This window comes from Peribacillus sp. NPDC097264 (genome assembly GCF_050277925.1).
Taxonomy (GTDB): Bacteria; Bacillota; Bacilli; order Bacillales; family DSM-1321; genus Peribacillus.
Window position 1 is genome coordinate 303,219 of sequence record NZ_JBNNSR010000004.1, and the last position, 16,551, is coordinate 319,769.

The 16,551-nt window shown below is 40.6% G+C and carries 19 protein-coding genes; 17 read left to right on the forward strand and 2 right to left on the reverse strand.

Annotated elements, in window-relative coordinates:
• Window positions 1-73: 73 nt before the first annotated feature.
• From ilvA to ACQKL0_RS08615, 7 genes are all read left to right on the forward strand, one after another.
• Window positions 74-1,342 (forward strand): threonine ammonia-lyase IlvA, encoded by a 1,269-nt coding sequence (ilvA, locus tag ACQKL0_RS08585; RefSeq protein WP_403121814.1) that lies wholly within the window; start codon window positions 74-76, stop codon window positions 1,340-1,342.
• A gap of 194 nt (window positions 1,343-1,536) precedes the next feature.
• Complete coding sequence (gene tatA, locus ACQKL0_RS08590) at window positions 1,537-1,731, forward strand: twin-arginine translocase TatA/TatE family subunit (protein WP_402868997.1); 195 nt, start codon at window positions 1,537-1,539, stop codon at window positions 1,729-1,731.
• An 85-nt stretch (window positions 1,732-1,816) separates the two neighbouring features.
• Complete coding sequence (gene tatC, locus ACQKL0_RS08595; RefSeq protein WP_402956799.1) at window positions 1,817-2,569, forward strand: twin-arginine translocase subunit TatC; 753 nt, start codon at window positions 1,817-1,819, stop codon at window positions 2,567-2,569.
• 249 nt (window positions 2,570-2,818) lie between these two features.
• Window positions 2,819-3,661 (forward strand): DegV family protein, encoded by an 843-nt coding sequence (locus tag ACQKL0_RS08600; RefSeq protein WP_427686987.1) that lies wholly within the window; start codon window positions 2,819-2,821, stop codon window positions 3,659-3,661.
• Between the two features lie 155 nt (window positions 3,662-3,816).
• Window positions 3,817-4,407, forward strand: coding sequence for an SCO family protein (locus tag ACQKL0_RS08605; protein WP_427687034.1), 591 nt, complete (start codon window positions 3,817-3,819; stop codon window positions 4,405-4,407).
• Between the two features lie 253 nt (window positions 4,408-4,660).
• Complete coding sequence (locus tag ACQKL0_RS08610) at window positions 4,661-5,500, forward strand: SGNH/GDSL hydrolase family protein (protein WP_427686989.1); 840 nt, start codon at window positions 4,661-4,663, stop codon at window positions 5,498-5,500.
• Window positions 5,497-6,081: a YpmS family protein gene (locus ACQKL0_RS08615; protein ID WP_427686991.1), complete on the forward strand. Its 585-nt coding sequence runs from the start codon at window positions 5,497-5,499 to the stop codon at window positions 6,079-6,081. Before ACQKL0_RS08610 ends, ACQKL0_RS08615 begins: the two co-directional genes overlap by 4 nt.
• Window positions 6,082-6,141: 60 nt before the next feature.
• Here the strand turns inward: ACQKL0_RS08615 and ACQKL0_RS08620 are convergent, their stop codons facing one another.
• On the reverse strand, window positions 6,142-6,885 hold the full coding sequence (locus tag ACQKL0_RS08620; RefSeq protein WP_402868987.1) for a DUF4397 domain-containing protein: 744 nt from the start codon (window positions 6,883-6,885) through the stop codon (window positions 6,142-6,144).
• 261 nt (window positions 6,886-7,146) lie between these two features.
• Between ACQKL0_RS08620 and msrA the strand changes: the two genes are divergently transcribed.
• Window positions 7,147-7,632 carry a peptide-methionine (S)-S-oxide reductase MsrA gene (gene msrA / locus ACQKL0_RS08625; protein WP_402869865.1) on the forward strand — a complete coding sequence of 162 codons (486 nt, stop codon included), beginning with the start codon at window positions 7,147-7,149 and terminating at the stop codon, window positions 7,630-7,632.
• Window positions 7,629-8,057 carry a peptide-methionine (R)-S-oxide reductase MsrB gene (msrB, locus tag ACQKL0_RS08630; protein WP_402868984.1) on the forward strand — a complete coding sequence of 143 codons (429 nt, stop codon included), beginning with the start codon at window positions 7,629-7,631 and terminating at the stop codon, window positions 8,055-8,057. Before msrA ends, msrB begins: the two co-directional genes overlap by 4 nt.
• Window positions 8,058-8,102: 45 nt before the next feature.
• Here msrB and ACQKL0_RS08635 read toward each other — a convergent pair whose 3' ends face one another.
• Entirely contained in the window at window positions 8,103-9,200 is a 1,098-nt protein-coding gene (locus ACQKL0_RS08635; protein ID WP_402868982.1) for a GDSL-type esterase/lipase family protein, read from the reverse strand.
• Window positions 9,201-9,490: 290 nt separating this feature from the next.
• On the opposite strand from ACQKL0_RS08635, the gene ACQKL0_RS08640 reads away from it, so the two are divergent.
• The 8 genes from ACQKL0_RS08640 to ablB all read left to right on the forward strand — a co-directional run bounded on the left by ACQKL0_RS08640 (window position 9,491) and on the right by ablB (window position 16,549).
• Window positions 9,491-9,652 (forward strand): YjcZ family sporulation protein, encoded by a 162-nt coding sequence (locus tag ACQKL0_RS08640; RefSeq protein WP_402868981.1) that lies wholly within the window; start codon window positions 9,491-9,493, stop codon window positions 9,650-9,652.
• A gap of 239 nt (window positions 9,653-9,891) precedes the next feature.
• Window positions 9,892-10,866 (forward strand): S66 family peptidase, encoded by a 975-nt coding sequence (locus tag ACQKL0_RS08645; protein WP_402868979.1) that lies wholly within the window; start codon window positions 9,892-9,894, stop codon window positions 10,864-10,866.
• Between the two features lie 229 nt (window positions 10,867-11,095).
• Window positions 11,096-11,425 (forward strand): hypothetical protein, encoded by a 330-nt coding sequence (locus ACQKL0_RS08650; RefSeq protein WP_427686994.1) that lies wholly within the window; start codon window positions 11,096-11,098, stop codon window positions 11,423-11,425.
• A gap of 202 nt (window positions 11,426-11,627) precedes the next feature.
• Window positions 11,628-12,980, forward strand: coding sequence for an aspartate aminotransferase family protein (locus tag ACQKL0_RS08655; protein WP_427686996.1), 1,353 nt, complete (start codon window positions 11,628-11,630; stop codon window positions 12,978-12,980).
• 63 nt (window positions 12,981-13,043) lie between these two features.
• Window positions 13,044-13,712 (forward strand): CoA transferase subunit A, encoded by a 669-nt coding sequence (locus ACQKL0_RS08660; protein WP_402988805.1) that lies wholly within the window; start codon window positions 13,044-13,046, stop codon window positions 13,710-13,712.
• Window positions 13,679-14,344, forward strand: a complete 666-nt coding sequence (locus ACQKL0_RS08665; RefSeq protein WP_402956810.1) for a 3-oxoacid CoA-transferase subunit B — start codon at window positions 13,679-13,681, stop codon at window positions 14,342-14,344. Before ACQKL0_RS08660 ends, ACQKL0_RS08665 begins: the two co-directional genes overlap by 34 nt.
• A 17-nt stretch (window positions 14,345-14,361) precedes the next feature.
• Complete coding sequence (locus tag ACQKL0_RS08670; RefSeq protein WP_427686998.1) at window positions 14,362-15,651, forward strand: peptidase; 1,290 nt, start codon at window positions 14,362-14,364, stop codon at window positions 15,649-15,651.
• Window positions 15,652-15,706: 55 nt separating this feature from the next.
• Window positions 15,707-16,549, forward strand: a complete 843-nt coding sequence (ablB, locus tag ACQKL0_RS08675) for a putative beta-lysine N-acetyltransferase (RefSeq protein WP_427687000.1) — start codon at window positions 15,707-15,709, stop codon at window positions 16,547-16,549.
• The last annotated feature ends 2 nt before the right edge of the window (window positions 16,550-16,551 follow it).

The window sequence follows — 16,551 nt, forward strand, 5'->3', positions numbered from 1 at the left end:
GAAAAATCAGTTACATACTTATGATAAAGTGCTATAATTATAGAATTGATTAGGAAGGAAATGAGGGATAACTATGAACCAGACAGCATCAGTGAATAGGGGGATTCAGTTGGAGGATATTCTAATTGCCTATAGAGAATTGAAGGATATTGTCTTACATACACCTTTACAAAAGAATCAGCGTTTATCCAGTAAGTATGAATGCAATGTCTATTTGAAACGTGAGGACCTTCAACATGTTCGTTCCTTTAAGTTAAGGGGAGCTTACTATAAAATGAAAAGTTTGACTCAGGAAGAAACAAAGAATGGTGTCGTGTGTGCAAGTGCCGGGAACCATGCACAGGGAGTGGCTTTTTCCTGCAGTGAGTTAGGAATCGATGGGAAAATTTACATGCCTGCTACGACGCCAAGGCAGAAGGTCGATCAAGTCCGGTTATTCGGTAGGGATAATATTGAAATTGTCTTAATTGGTGATACATTTGATGACGCATTCGCAAGTGCAATGGAATGTTGCGAGAAGGAAGGGCGTTCTTTCATCCATCCTTTCGATGATGAAAAGGTGATTGCCGGTCAAGGCACTACGGCGGTTGAAATCCTGAATGATTGTGAAGATAAGATTGATTATGTGTTCGCAGCAATCGGTGGCGGCGGATTAATGGCTGGGGTTTCAAGTTACTTCAAATCAGTGTCCCCTGATACGAAGTGTATTGGAGTAGAACCGCTCGGAGCCGCGTCCATGAAAACTTCCTTCCAAGAAGGAAAAGTCGTTGAACTTGAGAATATCGATACGTTTGTAGATGGTGCAGCCGTGAAGTGTGTAGGGCAAATGACATACCAAACATGTAAAGAGAATCTTGAGGATATCGTTGCAGTGCCTGAAGGCCATATCTGTACGACGATTCTCGATTTATATAATCAGCATGCCATTATTGCTGAACCAGCGGGTGCTATTTCCGTTTCAGCCCTTGATTTTTACAAAGACCAAATAAAGGGGAAAACGGTCGTGTGCCTTGTAAGTGGGGGTAATAATGATATAGGCCGTATGCAGGAAATCAAGGAAAAGTCCTTATTATATGAAGGCCTGCTATATTACTTTATCGTGAATTTCCCACAACGTGCTGGAGCATTAAGGGAATTTCTTGATGAAGTGTTGGGACCCAATGATGATATTAGTCGATTTGAATATACGAAGAAAAATAATAAAGAGAGTGGCCCGGCCCTTGTTGGTATTGAGTTAAAAAACAAATTTGATTATACAGGACTTATTCAGAGAATGAATAAGAAGGGTTTCTCAAGCGTGGAAGTCAATAAAGACAGCAATTTATTCCACTTATTAATTTAAACTAGACAAAATTTTAAATTGGGTTAGAATAATATATATATTTTTACATATTATTCAACTTATCCAGCAGTCGTGTTTTGTCGATAATTGTTACCGTTGTATGACGATTTGCCAGGTTCCTTTCATTTGGCTGAAAATGGTATTATAATTAAAAGCAGAATAGGTTGAATTATAACATCGAGGGGGATGTATTCATGTCGAATATTGGAATACCTGGTCTAATTATCATCTTGGTATTGGCCTTAATCATTTTTGGTCCGAAGAAGCTTCCCGAAATCGGACGTGCTTTTGGACAAACGCTTCGAGAATTCAAGAAATCCACGAGTGAACTGACAAAAGGCGACTATGAAGAGGATAAGAAAATACAACAACCAAAAAATCATGAATGATTAAATGCAGGGCGTAAGATGGACCTTCTTACGTCTTTTGTTCTGTAGCAAAGAAACGGATTTTCAAATGAAGGCGTGATTTATTTTGGAAGATAAAGAATTAAATATCATCGATCATCTCGATGAATTGAGAAAACGGCTAATCATTACGGCTGTAGCTTTTTTCGTCTTTTTTATTGTCAGTTTTATTTATGTGGAAAAAATCTACTATTGGTTTGTTAAGGATCTTGACTTCGAATTAATGGTCTTAGGTCCAAGTGATATCATCTGGATTTACTTCATGCTTTCAGGAGTCGTTGCCATTGCTGCAACGATTCCGATTATAGCACTTCAAATTTGGTTGTTCGTTAAGCCAGCTTTAATGCCTAATGAAGTGAGGGCCACCCTTGCCTATATTCCAGCTCTTTTCATCTTGTTTATTGGAGGCCTTGCTTTTGGTTATTTTGTCATTTTTCCGACCATCCTTCAATTTTTAATTGAGTTGGGTGAAGGCATGTTCATAACCAATTTCACCGCAGATAAGTATTTTTCATTTGTCTTCAATATGACGATTCCTTTTGCCTTTTTATTCGAGCTACCAGTCGTTACGATGTTCCTGACCTCCATCGGTCTTATCAACCCTTACGTGCTTCAAAAATTAAGGAAGTATGCTTACTTTGTTCTCGTGGTCATTGCCGTTTCCATCACACCGCCAGATTTCATGTCGGATTTTTTGGTCACGGTTCCCTTACTGTTACTTTACGAAGTTAGCATTTCGCTTTCTAAAATTGTCTATCGACGAAGGGTAAAACGGGAGAGCTTGCTGGAAGAAACTCTTAATAATGAAGATGGCATATAAAAAAATGGCCCAAAGGATTTATTCCTTCGGGTCATTTTTTATGGCTGAAGTTATTGAATCGGCATCATTCAGCCATAAAGTTGATTAGATCAAAATAAGATATATGCCTTTTTACAAAGTTTTCTTCTGATTTTCAACGTATATGTGTCCAAGAGAATCATTATTCTGAAAAAAATATAAGCTTTAGTTTGAAAGCGTACTTTGAATAGGTATAATACAATAGATACGTTAATTTAGGGATGTGTAAAGATGAATAAAGTGAAGATTGTAACAGATTCAACAGTGGATATGACCCCAGAAGAATTTGAGTATTATGGCATTACAATGGTCCCCTTGTCTATTTCTATTGATGGAGAGACCTTTTTGGATAAAGTGGAAATTGAACAGGATGAATTTTTAAGAAGAATGAATCAGTCAAAAGAACTCCCTAAAAGCTCCCAACCGGCAGTAGGGACTTTTTTAGAAGTATATAATGAACTTGGAAAGGATGGCAGTGAGATTATTTCTATCCATATGACTGGTGGCATGAGTGGTACAGTACGTTCGGCTGAAAGTGCAGCAGGGATGTCCGATGCTAAAGTTACCGTTTATGATTCGGAATTCATCTCAAAAGCCATGTCGTTCCAAGTGATAGAGGCTGCCAAGATGGCGAATGAAGGCAAATCCACCGAGGAAATAATGCAACGGCTTGAGACCATTAGGAAACAGTCGAGTCTAATCATCGTCATTGAAACGCTGGACAATCTCGTGAAAGGCGGAAGGATTGGTAAAGTATCAGCATTCATCGGATCTCTTTTACATATTAAACCGATTGCGCTTCTGGATGGCGGCGTGCTAAATCCCGTTTCAAAAGCAAGGAGCCAATCACAGGTTGTAAAATTCATTTCAAAGAAATTCAAAGAAGATACACAAGGAAAACAAGTAAAAGGCATTGGTTTCGTTCATGCAAATGGCTATGAAATGGCCGATAAAGTTCGCAAAGCGATTACTGAAATTTCAGGGGTCCAGGATATCAAGCTAGAAGCTACAACGGCTGTGGTCAGTACACATACGGGCGAAGGTGCCATGGCTATCATGTATTACTGGGATTGATGTTCGCTTTTAGTACGTCCAAAGAGCAGAAGATGATTGCTAAGTAATGTAGTCAAATGTTCATTTTATGATAAAAATAGTGGCTGTTTTCATACTGGTGGTCTGGTAGAATGAAAGAAGTGACAGAATATTTATACATAAAAGGCGGGGTATGGATGAGGAAGCTGCATTTGTTGAAGGCAGCTATGGGCATTGGGGTATTGTTGATGCTGGCAGCATGTGGTTCAAATGGGGTGCCTGATGCGAAAAATTGGGATATCGAAGATTTTAGTTATGTGGACCAGGATGGGGAACCCTTTTCCAAAGCTGATTTAAAAGGAAAGGTCTGGGTAGCCGATTTCATTTTCACAAATTGTGAGGATGTATGTCTCCCCATGACTGCCAATATGGTGAAGTTGCAACAAAAACTGAAGGATGAGGGAATTTCAGATGTTGAGTTCGTGTCATTTTCCGTGGATCCTGAAGTGGACAAGCCTGATGTCTTGACAGCATTTGGCGACCAGTTCAACGTCGATTACAAGAATTGGCACTTTTTGACCGGTTATGGTCAAGATGAAATCGAGGCGTTTGCCATGGATAACTTCAAAACGATTGTAATGAAGCCTGACAATGAAGATCAGGTGATTCATCAGACAAGCTTTTATCTAATGGATCAAGAGGGAAAAGTCATCCGGGATTACACGGGTCTTCAGGATATTCCTTTTGATGAGATGATTAAGCATATAAAAATACTACAGAACTATTGAACAGGGGAATGACCTGTTCAATAGTTTTTTAGTTCCTATAGTAATCACGTAATGACGCATGGAACAAATAGCTATTACGAAGAATGAATTTACTCATCAGGTACATGCTAAAATTCATGGGATAAGCTTTAATTCCCAGCTTTTTTTCATACTATACAGTGATAAATACAAATAAAACCGACAAGTAAAGGTCAAATTGATTCAATTTTATATTTTCCCCATGATATAATATTTAGGTAGGGAAGGTGAGGTTATGAGACACAAAATCACCTGTCTTTTTATATGCCTAGTTTGGATTTCAGGTTGCTCTCAGAGGACTACTTCAGAACAGCCACACGTTCAGCAGCATAATGTTGTTGAATTAAGCAAAAAGGAAACCATTCCAGCTAGCTTTTTTCCGGATCCTGTTCAAATCGTGTCAATAGGTGATTCCCTAACTCAAGGTGTCGGCGATAGTAAAGATAATGGGGGATATCTCCCTTACTTGCAGAAAAATCTTGAGAAAGAGCCATCTATTACTTCAGTTGAGATGATCAATCACGGAGTTCGGGGAAACCGGACCGACCAATTATTAAAAAGGTTGGATAAATCCCGTGTTCAAGAAGATATTGAACAAGCCGATTCCATTGTCGTCACAATTGGTGGAAATGATATCATGAGAGTATTTAAACAGAATTTCTCCAACTTGGAACTGAACCAATTCGATTCAGCTAAAATAGGGTATGAAAAAAGATTAAGACAGATATTGGATAAGGTGCGCTCTGAAAATCAACAGGCACAGATTTATTTAGTGGGCGTGTATAACCCATTTTCAAAGTGGTTTGCTGATTTTTATGAACTAGATGAAATCATGAATGATTGGAATGATAGCGGAAAAAAGATTATCACCGAATATGATTCTGCATATTTTATCGAAATAGATGATATTTTCCAAAATTCCAAAGAAGACTTGCTATATACGGAAGATTACTTCCATCCCAATGATCGGGGATATGAATTGATTGCAGAAAGAATCTATAATAACATGGAAGTTTTAACAATCGGAAAGGATACAATGGAAGCTAGCGCCAAAGGAGATGATGACCAAGAATGACAAAAGTCAAATGGAAGACTTTGTTTATTACTTTATTAGCCGTTAACATCCTGGTCATCCTTTCAATCCTGGTTTTAATTAATTTACCGGCAAAAGATTCAGATATGAAGCCAGTTGTAACTAAGGAAGAAGATATCCAGTTTCAGATTCATACAAACCGGGAAGATTTGACCCGATTAATCAACCAGTATCTTGATAAAGAAGGCTTGACTGGATTGATACATTATGAAGTGTATTTAAGAGATGAAGTGGAGTTATACGGGAAAATGCCTTTTTTCAACCGTGAAGTGGAAATGAAATTAACATTCGAACCCATTGCGCAAAAGAACGGGGATTTGGTTTTAAAACAAAAATCGATTGCGATTGGCCAGATGAACCTTCCTGTTTCATATGTGATGAACTTAATTAATGAACGGTATAAAATGCCGGATTGGGTCACCATAAATCCCAATGAGGAAAACATATATGTGTCTTTACAGGACATGAAATTAAAAAGTGACGTCAGGGTCAAGGCTAATGAATTTGATTTAAAGAAGGATGATATTTCATTTTTATTAACTGTCCCCTCTTCTTTACAATAAGTGAAAATGAAAGATGAAAAGCCAGGTCAAATGCATCCTGGCTTTTCATCTTTTTTTGTATTAAGGTGTTAAGATAAGTGTTTCTAAGCCAGGTTGACCCTGACTGGTGCCGATTATATAAATGGATAATGGGGTATTTGCCTGAATATCTGTATTGGGTAAGGAGAGGGCTACTTCTTTCGAATCGGCTTTCCTTACTTCAAAATCGACTTGCATGGGGTAGAGATTCAGGTATTCACTTGCTTTGCGATACGGAAGTCTTGAAAATACGACATCGCCATCCTTTACAGCGATATCCACCGGTGACGTATCAAAAGACAAGTGGACAAATCGAACCTTGGATTCATCTTGGGGGACATAAGGATTGTCTTCGAAAGTAAGTAGTTTTGGCATTTCATTGGATCCTGTAGCAACGACAGTATACAGTTTTTCACTTTCCAGATCGACTTTACGGCTAAGGAAGGTGGACGTGGTTTGTCCGGCAGGATATATATCAATTTGGTATTTACCCGGGGGTAAAGATAAATAGTTGCTATTGTCTTTGTAAGCGAAATTCTGAAGGATGCGCATTTCGTTTACATATACATCGACCGCAGGTGCTTTTGGAGCTGCATGTAAAATACGGACCTGTGCCGGTTTTACCGTATTGATTTGTTCACTTCTCATTGGTTGCATGGCTTTTTCCATGCTCTTTAAGTGTTTATGATAATAATAATCATGTAAATGTGGGTTAGTATATTTATAGTAGCAGGATAATGCATCATAATTCATGGCCTTTTGTAAATGTTTGTCTTTATGGTTCATGTCTATCACCTCTCATTTGAATCATTATGAAGACATCATATGGTAGCATGCTTGGGCATGTGTCTTTCGTATACTCAAATTTGATTGGTTTTTTTAATCAGTCCAGTTTCATCAACAAAAGAAGTTTAGACAGCAGATGATTTTACATGACCTTATAAAAGGTTTAAAATGCATTCAATAGAACTTTTCCAAAAAAGGAGGATATTACAGTTGACCAACCATTTAGACAAAGCAACATTTGCTGGAGGATGTTTTTGGTGTATGGTAAAACCCTTCGATGAACAGCCTGGTATTGAATCTGTCATTTCCGGTTATACAGGGGGGACAACGGAGAATCCTACATACAAAGAGGTTTGCTCGGAAACGACGGGACATTATGAAGCTGTCCAGATTACCTTTGACCCTTCCATCTACCCTTATAAAGATTTAGTTGAATTATTTTGGCAACAGATTGATCCAACAGACGCTGGAGGCCAGTTCTTTGATCGTGGCAGTTCCTATCAAACGGCCATTTTCTATCACGACGAAAAGCAACGGGAAATAGCGGAAGCTTCCAGGGCAAACCTACAGGAGAGCGGCATTTTTTCTAAGCCCATTGCCACACCCATTCTACCGGCCAAAACCTTTTATCCGGCAGAAACGTATCACCAGCATTATTATAAAAAGCAACCAGAGCACTACGAGAGATATTCAGTTGGCTCCGGGCGCAAGGCTTTTCAAAAACATCATTGGGGGGAAAAGAAATGAGCAGTAAAGATGATTTGAAGAAAAAATTAACACCCATTCAATATGAAGTCACACAAAATAGCGGGACAGAGCCTGCTTTTCATAATGAATATTGGAATTTGAATGAAGATGGACTGTATGTGGACATTGTTTCCGGTACACCGCTATTCACTTCCAAAGATAAATTTGACTCCGCCTGTGGCTGGCCAAGCTTTACCAAGCCACTGGATGATGGTGAAGTTGTGGAAAATTTGGATACAAGCTATGGCATGAGAAGGATCGAAGTGCGTTCAAAAACGGCCGATTCCCATCTTGGACATGTGTTTGATGATGGACCAGGACCAACCAAGTTACGATATTGCATCAATTCTGCTTCGTTAAGATTCATCCCACTCGAAGATCTTGAAAAAGAAGGATACGGTGAATATAAGAAACTGTTTCTTTAATAAACAAGTAAGCCCCTATCATCCTGTGATAGGGGCTTACTTGTTTTAGTGGTTTGAATCATTGGTGATGATGGAAGAAAGCCGCACATGTGTGGTAGGGAGGTCCTTGGAGGTTTCTCTCCCTGAAACTACAAAACGCACGGTGTGAGGACCGGGAGAAAGGCCATTGGCGATGAATAAATACCTTTCGCGGGCAAAGGGCCACCACGTATGAAGGGATGTATTCAGTTTGCCGTCAATGAATACATCAACTTCTCCGCCATCTGGGCTTCTGAGTAATTTAACTCCAAGTATATTTCCTTCGAATCGGTATTCAATATAACTCCCTGTCTCATCACTTGTGTAATAACCGCCTCTTGGTCTAAACCCCACCATTGAATCATAGTTGTCATTATCTCTTAAATTTATTTCGGAGCCTTGATGAAATTTAGGAGGAAGACTAGCGACAGGTTTTTCTTTTTGTGCATTTTCAATAAACTTTTGGTAAATCGCATTTGCATAGAATTGATAGCCAAGGCCATTTGGATGAATCAAATCTTTCGTCAATTCCTTGTCAGTGAACCCTGAAGAATTGAAAACTGGACGCATGTCAATATTGGTGGCCCCATAATAGTCAGATAACAGACCGATAGCATTCGCAAATTCCTCGTTTTCCAAACAACTTTCCGTAATCGTGAACAATTCAGCATGAGGATATAGGTGCTTTGCTTTTCTAATCAGAGCCTCGTACGTCATTTTGAAATCGTCCACATTCATGTATTTACGATCATTTTCACCGAATACAATGAAAATCAAATCCTTATGGCCCATTCTTTTTATTTGAGAGAGCTTATAAAGACCTTCAAAAGCAGTGGAGCCGCTTTGAACAACGTAATCCCCTTTAAAGGGAACTGAATGGTGCTTGCTCATTTTATTTTCCAGTTGTTTAAACCAAGTTTGACTCGGATTTTCAGCCCCGGACCCCCTGCCTATGCTATCGCCAATAATCAGATAGTCAATCGGCTGACCATCCTGGTATTTTTGGTATACATTTAAGTTCTCATCGGAACCGTATGTTTTTGGAACTTTTTGAAGGATGTAAATGAGAAGGAGTGTGAGGACAATTCCTGCGAATGGAATGAGGGATTTCGAGACTTTTTTCAATTCATTTCCTCCGATTAACATTATTGTAGGTTGGTGTGGTAAGTATAGGCCGAAAAGCATATTTTAACCTTATTATATCGCAAATTTAAGGTAATACAATAAGGTTTGGTTTCATTTCCCGTTTTTAAAACCAATTGATTACACGTTTTATTGAGGGGGATTTATATAGAAGAATGGAGGAGTTTTTGCTTAAATAAAAAAAAATGGGCAAATACACAGACCAAGGCGGGCATATCGACATATGGTAAGGGTGTAAAGAGAAAACAGAAATCAAGAAGGAGTGAAACTTTATGTACGGATATGGTGGAGGATATGGTGGCGGCTGCGGCGGCGGTTATGGTTACGGCGGAGGATACGGTGGCGGATGCGGTGGCGGTTTTGGTTCAGGCTTCGCATTAATCGTTGTCTTATTCATTCTGTTGGTTATCATCGGCGCATCATTCTGCTGCTAAATATAACACTAAAAGACCAGCTATCAGCTGGTCTTTTCTTATGGAGGCCATTCTTTATAACAGAATTACCCAAGATTAAGCCTTGGCTAGGGACTGGCTCAAGGGTGGAGTTTTAAAAGGGATTCGATTAAGAACATATGTTTCTTTTGTGTTATAATCAATAATGAGCCATGATTTTCTTTTGTTCTGTATATCTGCTAAAATAATTTAAGATGTAATATATTTAGGGGGAAAGAGATATGAAACCTTCTCGTTTAAAACGCGGGGATGAAATCCGGGTTATTGCACCATCGAGAAGTCTTGCGATTGTAAAAGGTGAGCAACGCAGACTGGCAGAGGAAAGATTGGTGGACCTCGGTTTTAAAGTTACATACGGTAAAACAGCTTTGGTACATGATGACTTTTTCTCGAATTCGATTGAGGACAGGGTTGAAGATTTGCATGATGCGTTTAGAAATCCGTCTGTAAAGGCAATCCTTGCTGGCGTAGGTGGATATAATGCCAATCAATTGCTACAATATATCGACTACGATTTAATAAAAAAGAATCCTAAAGTTTTGATGGGCTATAGTGATATTACGGCCATCGGTTTGGCCATTTATCAAAAAACTGGTTTGACTACATATTCTGGTCCTGATTTCTCTACTTTTGGGATGAAGACTGGGCTGGACTATACAATGGACTACTTTAAGAAAGCGGTTCTTATGGATGATGGCTTTGATTTAGAACAAAGTGAAACCTGGAGCGATGATTCATGGCATCTGGAGCAGGAGGACCGTTCCTTCCATCCAAATTCGGGATATATGGTCATACAGGAGGGCGAAGCAGCTGGTACCATCTTAGGTGGCAACCTTTGTACGATAAATCTTTTGCAGGGGACGGAGTATATGCCATCGTTACGGGACCGCATTCTTTTTATTGAGGATGATGAAGAAAGCCATCCTTTTAGTTTCGATCGGGATTTACAATCCTTGCTACAGTTGCCTGATGCAGATGGTATCAAGGGAGTTATCATAGGTCGATTTCAAAAGGATTCAGGGATGACACCTTACGCCCTTCAGCAAATCATTGCAACTAAGAGGGAACTGAATGGTATCCCTGTCATAGCGAATGCAAACTTTGGTCATGTCCATCCTTTTGCTACTATACCGATGGGCGAAAGTGTTAAGATGACCGTGAGGAACGGTAACGCGAAAGTGACCATCCTCTCTTGAAAAATAGATGGACTTATCGTCAGACTACCTATATATAGGGCAACTTAAGAGGATGAACCGAGATTATCGGTCATTGTCTGTATCGGTCCCTGTTTTTGGGTAAAATAGGGTTTTATCCCTGTTCATTTTCCTATTTTACAAGCATTATTAGGGAATATGAGGCTAATAGTTCAAATTCTTTATTTTTCTGATATAATACTAAGAGATTTAAAATAGAAAAGGTGATTATGTGTTATTAACAATTCCCGCATCCATTCGTTTAGAAGGCGCTTTATCCGAGTATAATAAAAAAGGCCGGGTAAGCCATACCTGTTTCGTTTGTAACGAAGACACTTCTAATGGGGATGCAAGCAACTTGAATTACTATAAGTTAGGTACTAAAAAAGTCTGTCTTTCTTGCATGAAACATGTCTTGCGTCATCCAACATTAAAAGAGTATGAATACGTACATACCTCAGTCATTGACAAAGCGGCTTTTTATAAAAGTGTGCTGGCCATTTTAAAGGATGAAAGCTTCATAGATTCCATTCGTCAAGACAAACTAAATAGCTCATTATAAGAAAAAAAGTGTATCTCTCGTGGATACACTTTTTTTTGTCGTATTTCCTTACTTTCCCCACGGTGAATAGATTCCCCATCCTTCTAAAACCTTCCTATAAAAATAGTTTGAAAGAGTTGCAACAATTCCTTAGCAAGATTTCCCTAGTAGGGACATACACTTTAGCATAAGCCATAATTGGTGGTAGAAGGAGAGTGTGGGCATGGAGCAGTCTTCATTGATCAAGCCGTTCCTTGGCGTCGCCTATCCGACAATTAGTCATGGGAAGGGCGTCTATTTATACGATAAAGAAGGGAAGGACTATCTGGATGCATCTTCCGGTGCTGTAACCTCCAATATTGGTCATGGGGTGCAAGAAATTGCAGATGCCATGGTTCAACAGGCAAGCCAAGTGTCATTTGTGTATCGTTCCCAGTTCACGAGCGAGGCAGCAGAGAAGCTTGCCCAAAAAATTGCGGATTTAACCAATGGGAAGCTCCCCTATAGTTTTTTTGTTAATAGTGGTTCAGAAGCGACCGAAACTGCACTAAAGATTGCCATCCAGCATTGGCAGGAAAAAGGGAAACCCAGGAAACAAAAGATAATATCCAGATGGATGAGCTACCATGGCATTACGATCGGCGCTCTTTCAATGTCTGGTCACCCTATACGCAGAGAGCGATTTACCGCTCTACTTGAATCATACCCTTCTGTTGCTCCTCCTTATTGTTACCGTTGTCCATATCAATTAGATCACCGAACATGTGGGATGGCCTGTGCTTTGGATTTGGAATCATCCATCCGGCGCATTGGCGCAGATAACATCGCAGCATTTATATGTGAGCCAGTTATCGGTGCAGCAGGTGGGGCAATCGTTCCGCCTAATGGTTATTTTCAGAAACTAAAGAAAATTTGTGAGGAACATGACATTCTATTCATTGCTGATGAGGTTATGACTGGATTCGGTCGGACAGGTAAGATGCTAGCCTCTGAACATTGGGGAGTAGAACCGGATATTATTACGTTTGGGAAAGGGATAAGCGGGGGGTACACGCCTATCGCTGCCGCTGCCATGACAGAAAAAGTGTTGGAACCCATCATGAATGGTTCCCGTTCAATCATGGGCGGACATACACTTAGTGCCAATCCATTGTCGTGTGCCATAGCGCTTGCCGTTTTGGAATATATGGAGGATAACGATCTCGTAGAACACTCTGCTAAAAGAGGGAAGGAGTTATTCAACGGTTTAAAAAAGCTTGCAAAGAAATACTCGTTTATCGGGGACCTCCGCGGTAGGGGTTTATTGATCGGGATGGAATTTGTCCAGGATAAAGAAACGAAGGAACCTTTTCCAAAAACTTTAGATGTGACTGCTGAAATTATAAAGGCGGGGATGAACAATGGGATTATTTTATACCCTGCATCAGCGGGGCTTGATGGCATTAACGGGGCAGCCATCATCATTTCTCCGCCCTTAATCATTACAAAGGAAGAAAGTGCTGAATTGCTAAGGAGACTGGACTCAACCCTCCGTGAATTTAAAGATAAGATCCTCCCTGGATATCTGCCGTCTTAAATAAGGAAGTGAACAGAATTGAATGATAATGCATTCCATAAAGTTTGCCGTTTTGAGGATGTCCTGCACCTCTTTGAAGACGGTCAGTCCATTCTTTTTGGCGGGTTCGGTGGAATTGGCACTCCTCCGGGCCTCATCAATCTAATCTTGGAGACGGGTATACAACACTTAACTTTAATCGGAAATGATACTGGCTTCCCTGATATCGGAATAGGTAGGCTGGTTACTCAAAGGAGGGCAAAAAAAATCATTGTTTCTCATATCGGTTCCAATCCGAATGCCGGACTATCCATGAATAATGGAGAGTTGGAAGTGGAGTTCTCTCCGCAAGGTACACTGGTTGAACGAATCCGTGCAGGGGGGATGGGTCTTGGCGGAATATTAACCGATATTGGTCTGGATAATGATATCGTCAGGAAAGGGAAACAAACCGTCAAAATCGGGGAGAAAAATTACCTAGTGGAACCTGCATTGACTGCCGATATCGCTATCGTTTATGCAGCAAAAGCAGATCCCTATGGCAATCTCATTTTCGACAAAAGTGCTCGAAATACAAACCCACTCGTGGCAACGGCAGGTCAAATCACGATTGTGGAAGTCGAGGAAATCGTTCCTCTGGGCAGCATGGATCCAGAGAAAATCATTGTACCTGGTGCTTTTGTAGATTATATCATTCCTTCAAAAGGAGTCGATTGGAAATGGGTTTGGGAGCCGAGGCGAGAAATCGATTAGCCAAAAGAGCGGCAGCTGAAATTAGGGATGGCATGCTGGTCAATTTAGGTATCGGCATTCCATCTTTAGTGCCGAATCATCTACGAGCCGATCATCAAGTGATGTTTCAAGCAGAAAATGGGATTGTTGGTATGGGAAGCTCTCCAGCCATGGGCCATGAAGACGCACATCTTTGTAATGCAGGAGGCCTCCCCATAACCATCCGGGAAGGAGCATCCTATTGCGATAGTACACTCGCCTTTGGGATGATTCGCCGTGGCCGTGTTGATGTTACGATCTTAGGCGCTCTTCAAGTAAGTGAATATGGGGATCTGGCAAATTGGATTGTTCCCGGTAAGCGAGTACCTGGAATGGGTGGGGCAATGGAACTTGCGGCAAAGGCGAAAAAGGTCATTGTCCTAATGGAGCACACCGACAAAGACGGTATCTCCAAAATAATGAAGAACTGTACATTGCCATTAACGGCGAAACGATGTGTACATAAGGTTATCACGGAACTGGGCGTTTTTTCTGTTACTCCAAAAGGTCTCCTATTAACTGATTTATTCGCTTCCACTACAATAGAAGAAGTCAAGAAAAGAACGGAAGCCGATGTTAAAGTGTCTAGCAAGCTATGTATAGTAAAAGAATGAGAGAGGAGTATGAGGGCATGTATGGAGAGCAAATCAGTGCATGGTTGAAAGAGCATCGAAATGATGGCATTAAATTACTTCAAAAATTAGTGCAGGAACCCAGCAAACGCGGGCAGGAAGGGAGTGCACAAGCCATCGTCGTCGAAAAGTGCCGGCAGATTGGTCTTGACATCGACCTATGGGAGATTGGGGATGGTGCACTAAGAAATCATCCTCATTTTTATTGTGACCGAAAAGATTTTAAAGGGAATCCAAACCTTGTCGCGGTTAGGAAGGGAAGTGGCGGCGGCAGGTCGCTTATATTGAACGGTCATATCGATGTCGTTCCTGAAGGTGATAGAACAGCATGGAAGGATGATCCATTCAGTGGAAAAATAGAGAATGGGAAAGTGTATGGGCGGGGGACGACGGATATGAAAGGCGGGAATGTTTCATTATTATTAGCGCTTGAATCCATCGTTGAAACAGGCATAAGGTTGAAGGGCGACGTGATATTTCAGAGTGTAATCGAAGAGGAAAGCGGTGGGGCGGGTTCACTCGCAGCTGTATTGAGAGGATATAAAGCTGATGGAGCGATCATTCCAGAACCAACGAACATGAAATTTTTCCCCCTTCAACAAGGATCGATGTGGTTTCGACTGAAAATAAAAGGCAAATCAGCACACGGGGGAACCCGGTATGAAGGACAAAGCGCGATAGATAAAGCTTATCTTGTAATCGAGGAAATCAAGAACCTTGAAAAGGAACGTAACCAAAAGATGGATCATCCACTTTATCATAATATCCCCATCCCCATTCCCATTAATATCGGGAGCATCCAAAGTGGGAATTGGCCTTCTTCTGTGCCTGATACAGCGATTCTAGAAGGTAGATTTGGAGTTGCCCCTAAGGAAACCATGGAAGCGGCACAACTCTCCTTGAAAAACAAGATTGACGATTTGAATCGTAAGGATAATTGGTTCAAGGAAAAACCAATTGAATTGGAATGGTTCGGAGCTAGATGGATACCGGGAATCCTGGAATTGGATCATCCGTTGATTCAGGCATTGTCCACCCACTATGAAAAAGTCATGGGAGAACAGCCGACTGTGGAAGCTTCCCCTTGGGGAACGGATGGAGGGTATTTATCTTCGGTCGGTTCCATACCGGTAGTGGTTTTCGGACCAGGCGAAACAAAATTGGCCCATGATGCCAATGAATATATAGAAGTGGATAAAATGTTGGAATCGGCCGAAATCATTGCACGAACAATTTTGGAATGGTGTGGAGTGGAGGGACATATAAGGGGTACCGGGTCTGATTCCTAAAATAGGGTCAGGCCTTCTGTTACACTATTAGATAGAGAAGGAAGGAGAGAGCCGAATGGATATTGTTGAAAAAAGAATTCAATTGTCCCATTCTACACTACACATAATGATGGATCGTTTTAATAAGCGCGTACGGGTCGAAGACTATTTGGGCCATTTTCAAGATTGCGTCGAAGAATCTTTGAAAGCAGCTGATAATATATCAGCGGAGAAAATCATATTCAAGGCACGAACGGAAAATGTACTGGAGCTGCTGAGCAAAGGTTTTTTATATGAGGGAAGTATCGATAAGTTCTTTTTAGGAAGTGATTGCCACTTCCTTGTTAAATATACCCAAGATCAGCGAAGGGCCAGTTCTCATTGGATCAAGGAGGATGAAATTCTAGAAAATGTACAGAAACTTCCAACAAAAGTAGAGCTAGAGGCCCTCCCATCAACCTATATAGGAAGGAAGGCGGAGGAAATAGATGCCGTGAAGCTTGCTGAATTGTACGGAAAAGTATTTGAAATTTACCCAACCCCAATGAATGAACCAGAATATGTGAGGAAATGCATGAACAGCGGGACGGTCTTTTACATATACGAACATGATGGAGTAATCGTCAGTGCGGCATCCGCTGAAATAAATGACTTCTACCGTAATGCGGAAATAACGGATTGTGCAACACTGCCCGATCATCGGCAGTATGGATTAATGAAGCACTTGATTGAGAAGCTTGAAAGTCACCTCGTCTCACATGACATTTATTGTATCTATTCTATCGCAAGGGCGCTATCATTCGGAATGAATGCAGCATTGCATCAGCAAGGCTATTATTACAGGGGTAGATTAGCCAATAACTGCTTCATTTTCGATAAATTGGAGGATATGAACTTATGGGTGAAGAACTATACATGAAT

Excerpts from the sequence above, each read along its gene's own strand:
- ACQKL0_RS08620 (WP_402868987.1), bottom strand. The coding sequence starts at position 6,885 with ATGAACCATAAAGACAAACATTTACAAAAGGCCATGAATTATGATGCA.
- ACQKL0_RS08640 (WP_402868981.1), top strand. The coding sequence starts at position 9,491 with ATGTACGGATATGGTGGAGGATATGGTGGCGGCTGCGGCGGCGGTTAT.
- ablB (WP_427687000.1), top strand. The coding sequence starts at position 15,707 with ATGGATATTGTTGAAAAAAGAATTCAATTGTCCCATTCTACACTACAC.
- ACQKL0_RS08645 (WP_402868979.1), top strand. The coding sequence starts at position 9,892 with ATGAAACCTTCTCGTTTAAAACGCGGGGATGAAATCCGGGTTATTGCA.
- msrA (WP_402869865.1), top strand. The coding sequence starts at position 7,147 with ATGGTAAAACCCTTCGATGAACAGCCTGGTATTGAATCTGTCATTTCC.
- ACQKL0_RS08665 (WP_402956810.1), top strand. The coding sequence starts at position 13,679 with ATGGGTTTGGGAGCCGAGGCGAGAAATCGATTAGCCAAAAGAGCGGCA.
- tatA (WP_402868997.1), top strand. The coding sequence starts at position 1,537 with ATGTCGAATATTGGAATACCTGGTCTAATTATCATCTTGGTATTGGCC.
- ACQKL0_RS08615 (WP_427686991.1), top strand. The coding sequence starts at position 5,497 with ATGACAAAAGTCAAATGGAAGACTTTGTTTATTACTTTATTAGCCGTT.
- ACQKL0_RS08600 (WP_427686987.1), top strand. The coding sequence starts at position 2,819 with ATGAATAAAGTGAAGATTGTAACAGATTCAACAGTGGATATGACCCCA.
- ACQKL0_RS08670 (WP_427686998.1), top strand. The coding sequence starts at position 14,362 with ATGTATGGAGAGCAAATCAGTGCATGGTTGAAAGAGCATCGAAATGAT.
- ilvA (WP_403121814.1), top strand. The coding sequence starts at position 74 with ATGAACCAGACAGCATCAGTGAATAGGGGGATTCAGTTGGAGGATATT.
- ACQKL0_RS08655 (WP_427686996.1), top strand. The coding sequence starts at position 11,628 with ATGGAGCAGTCTTCATTGATCAAGCCGTTCCTTGGCGTCGCCTATCCG.
- ACQKL0_RS08610 (WP_427686989.1), top strand. The coding sequence starts at position 4,661 with ATGAGACACAAAATCACCTGTCTTTTTATATGCCTAGTTTGGATTTCA.
- msrB (WP_402868984.1), top strand. The coding sequence starts at position 7,629 with ATGAGCAGTAAAGATGATTTGAAGAAAAAATTAACACCCATTCAATAT.
- ACQKL0_RS08605 (WP_427687034.1), top strand. The coding sequence starts at position 3,817 with ATGAGGAAGCTGCATTTGTTGAAGGCAGCTATGGGCATTGGGGTATTG.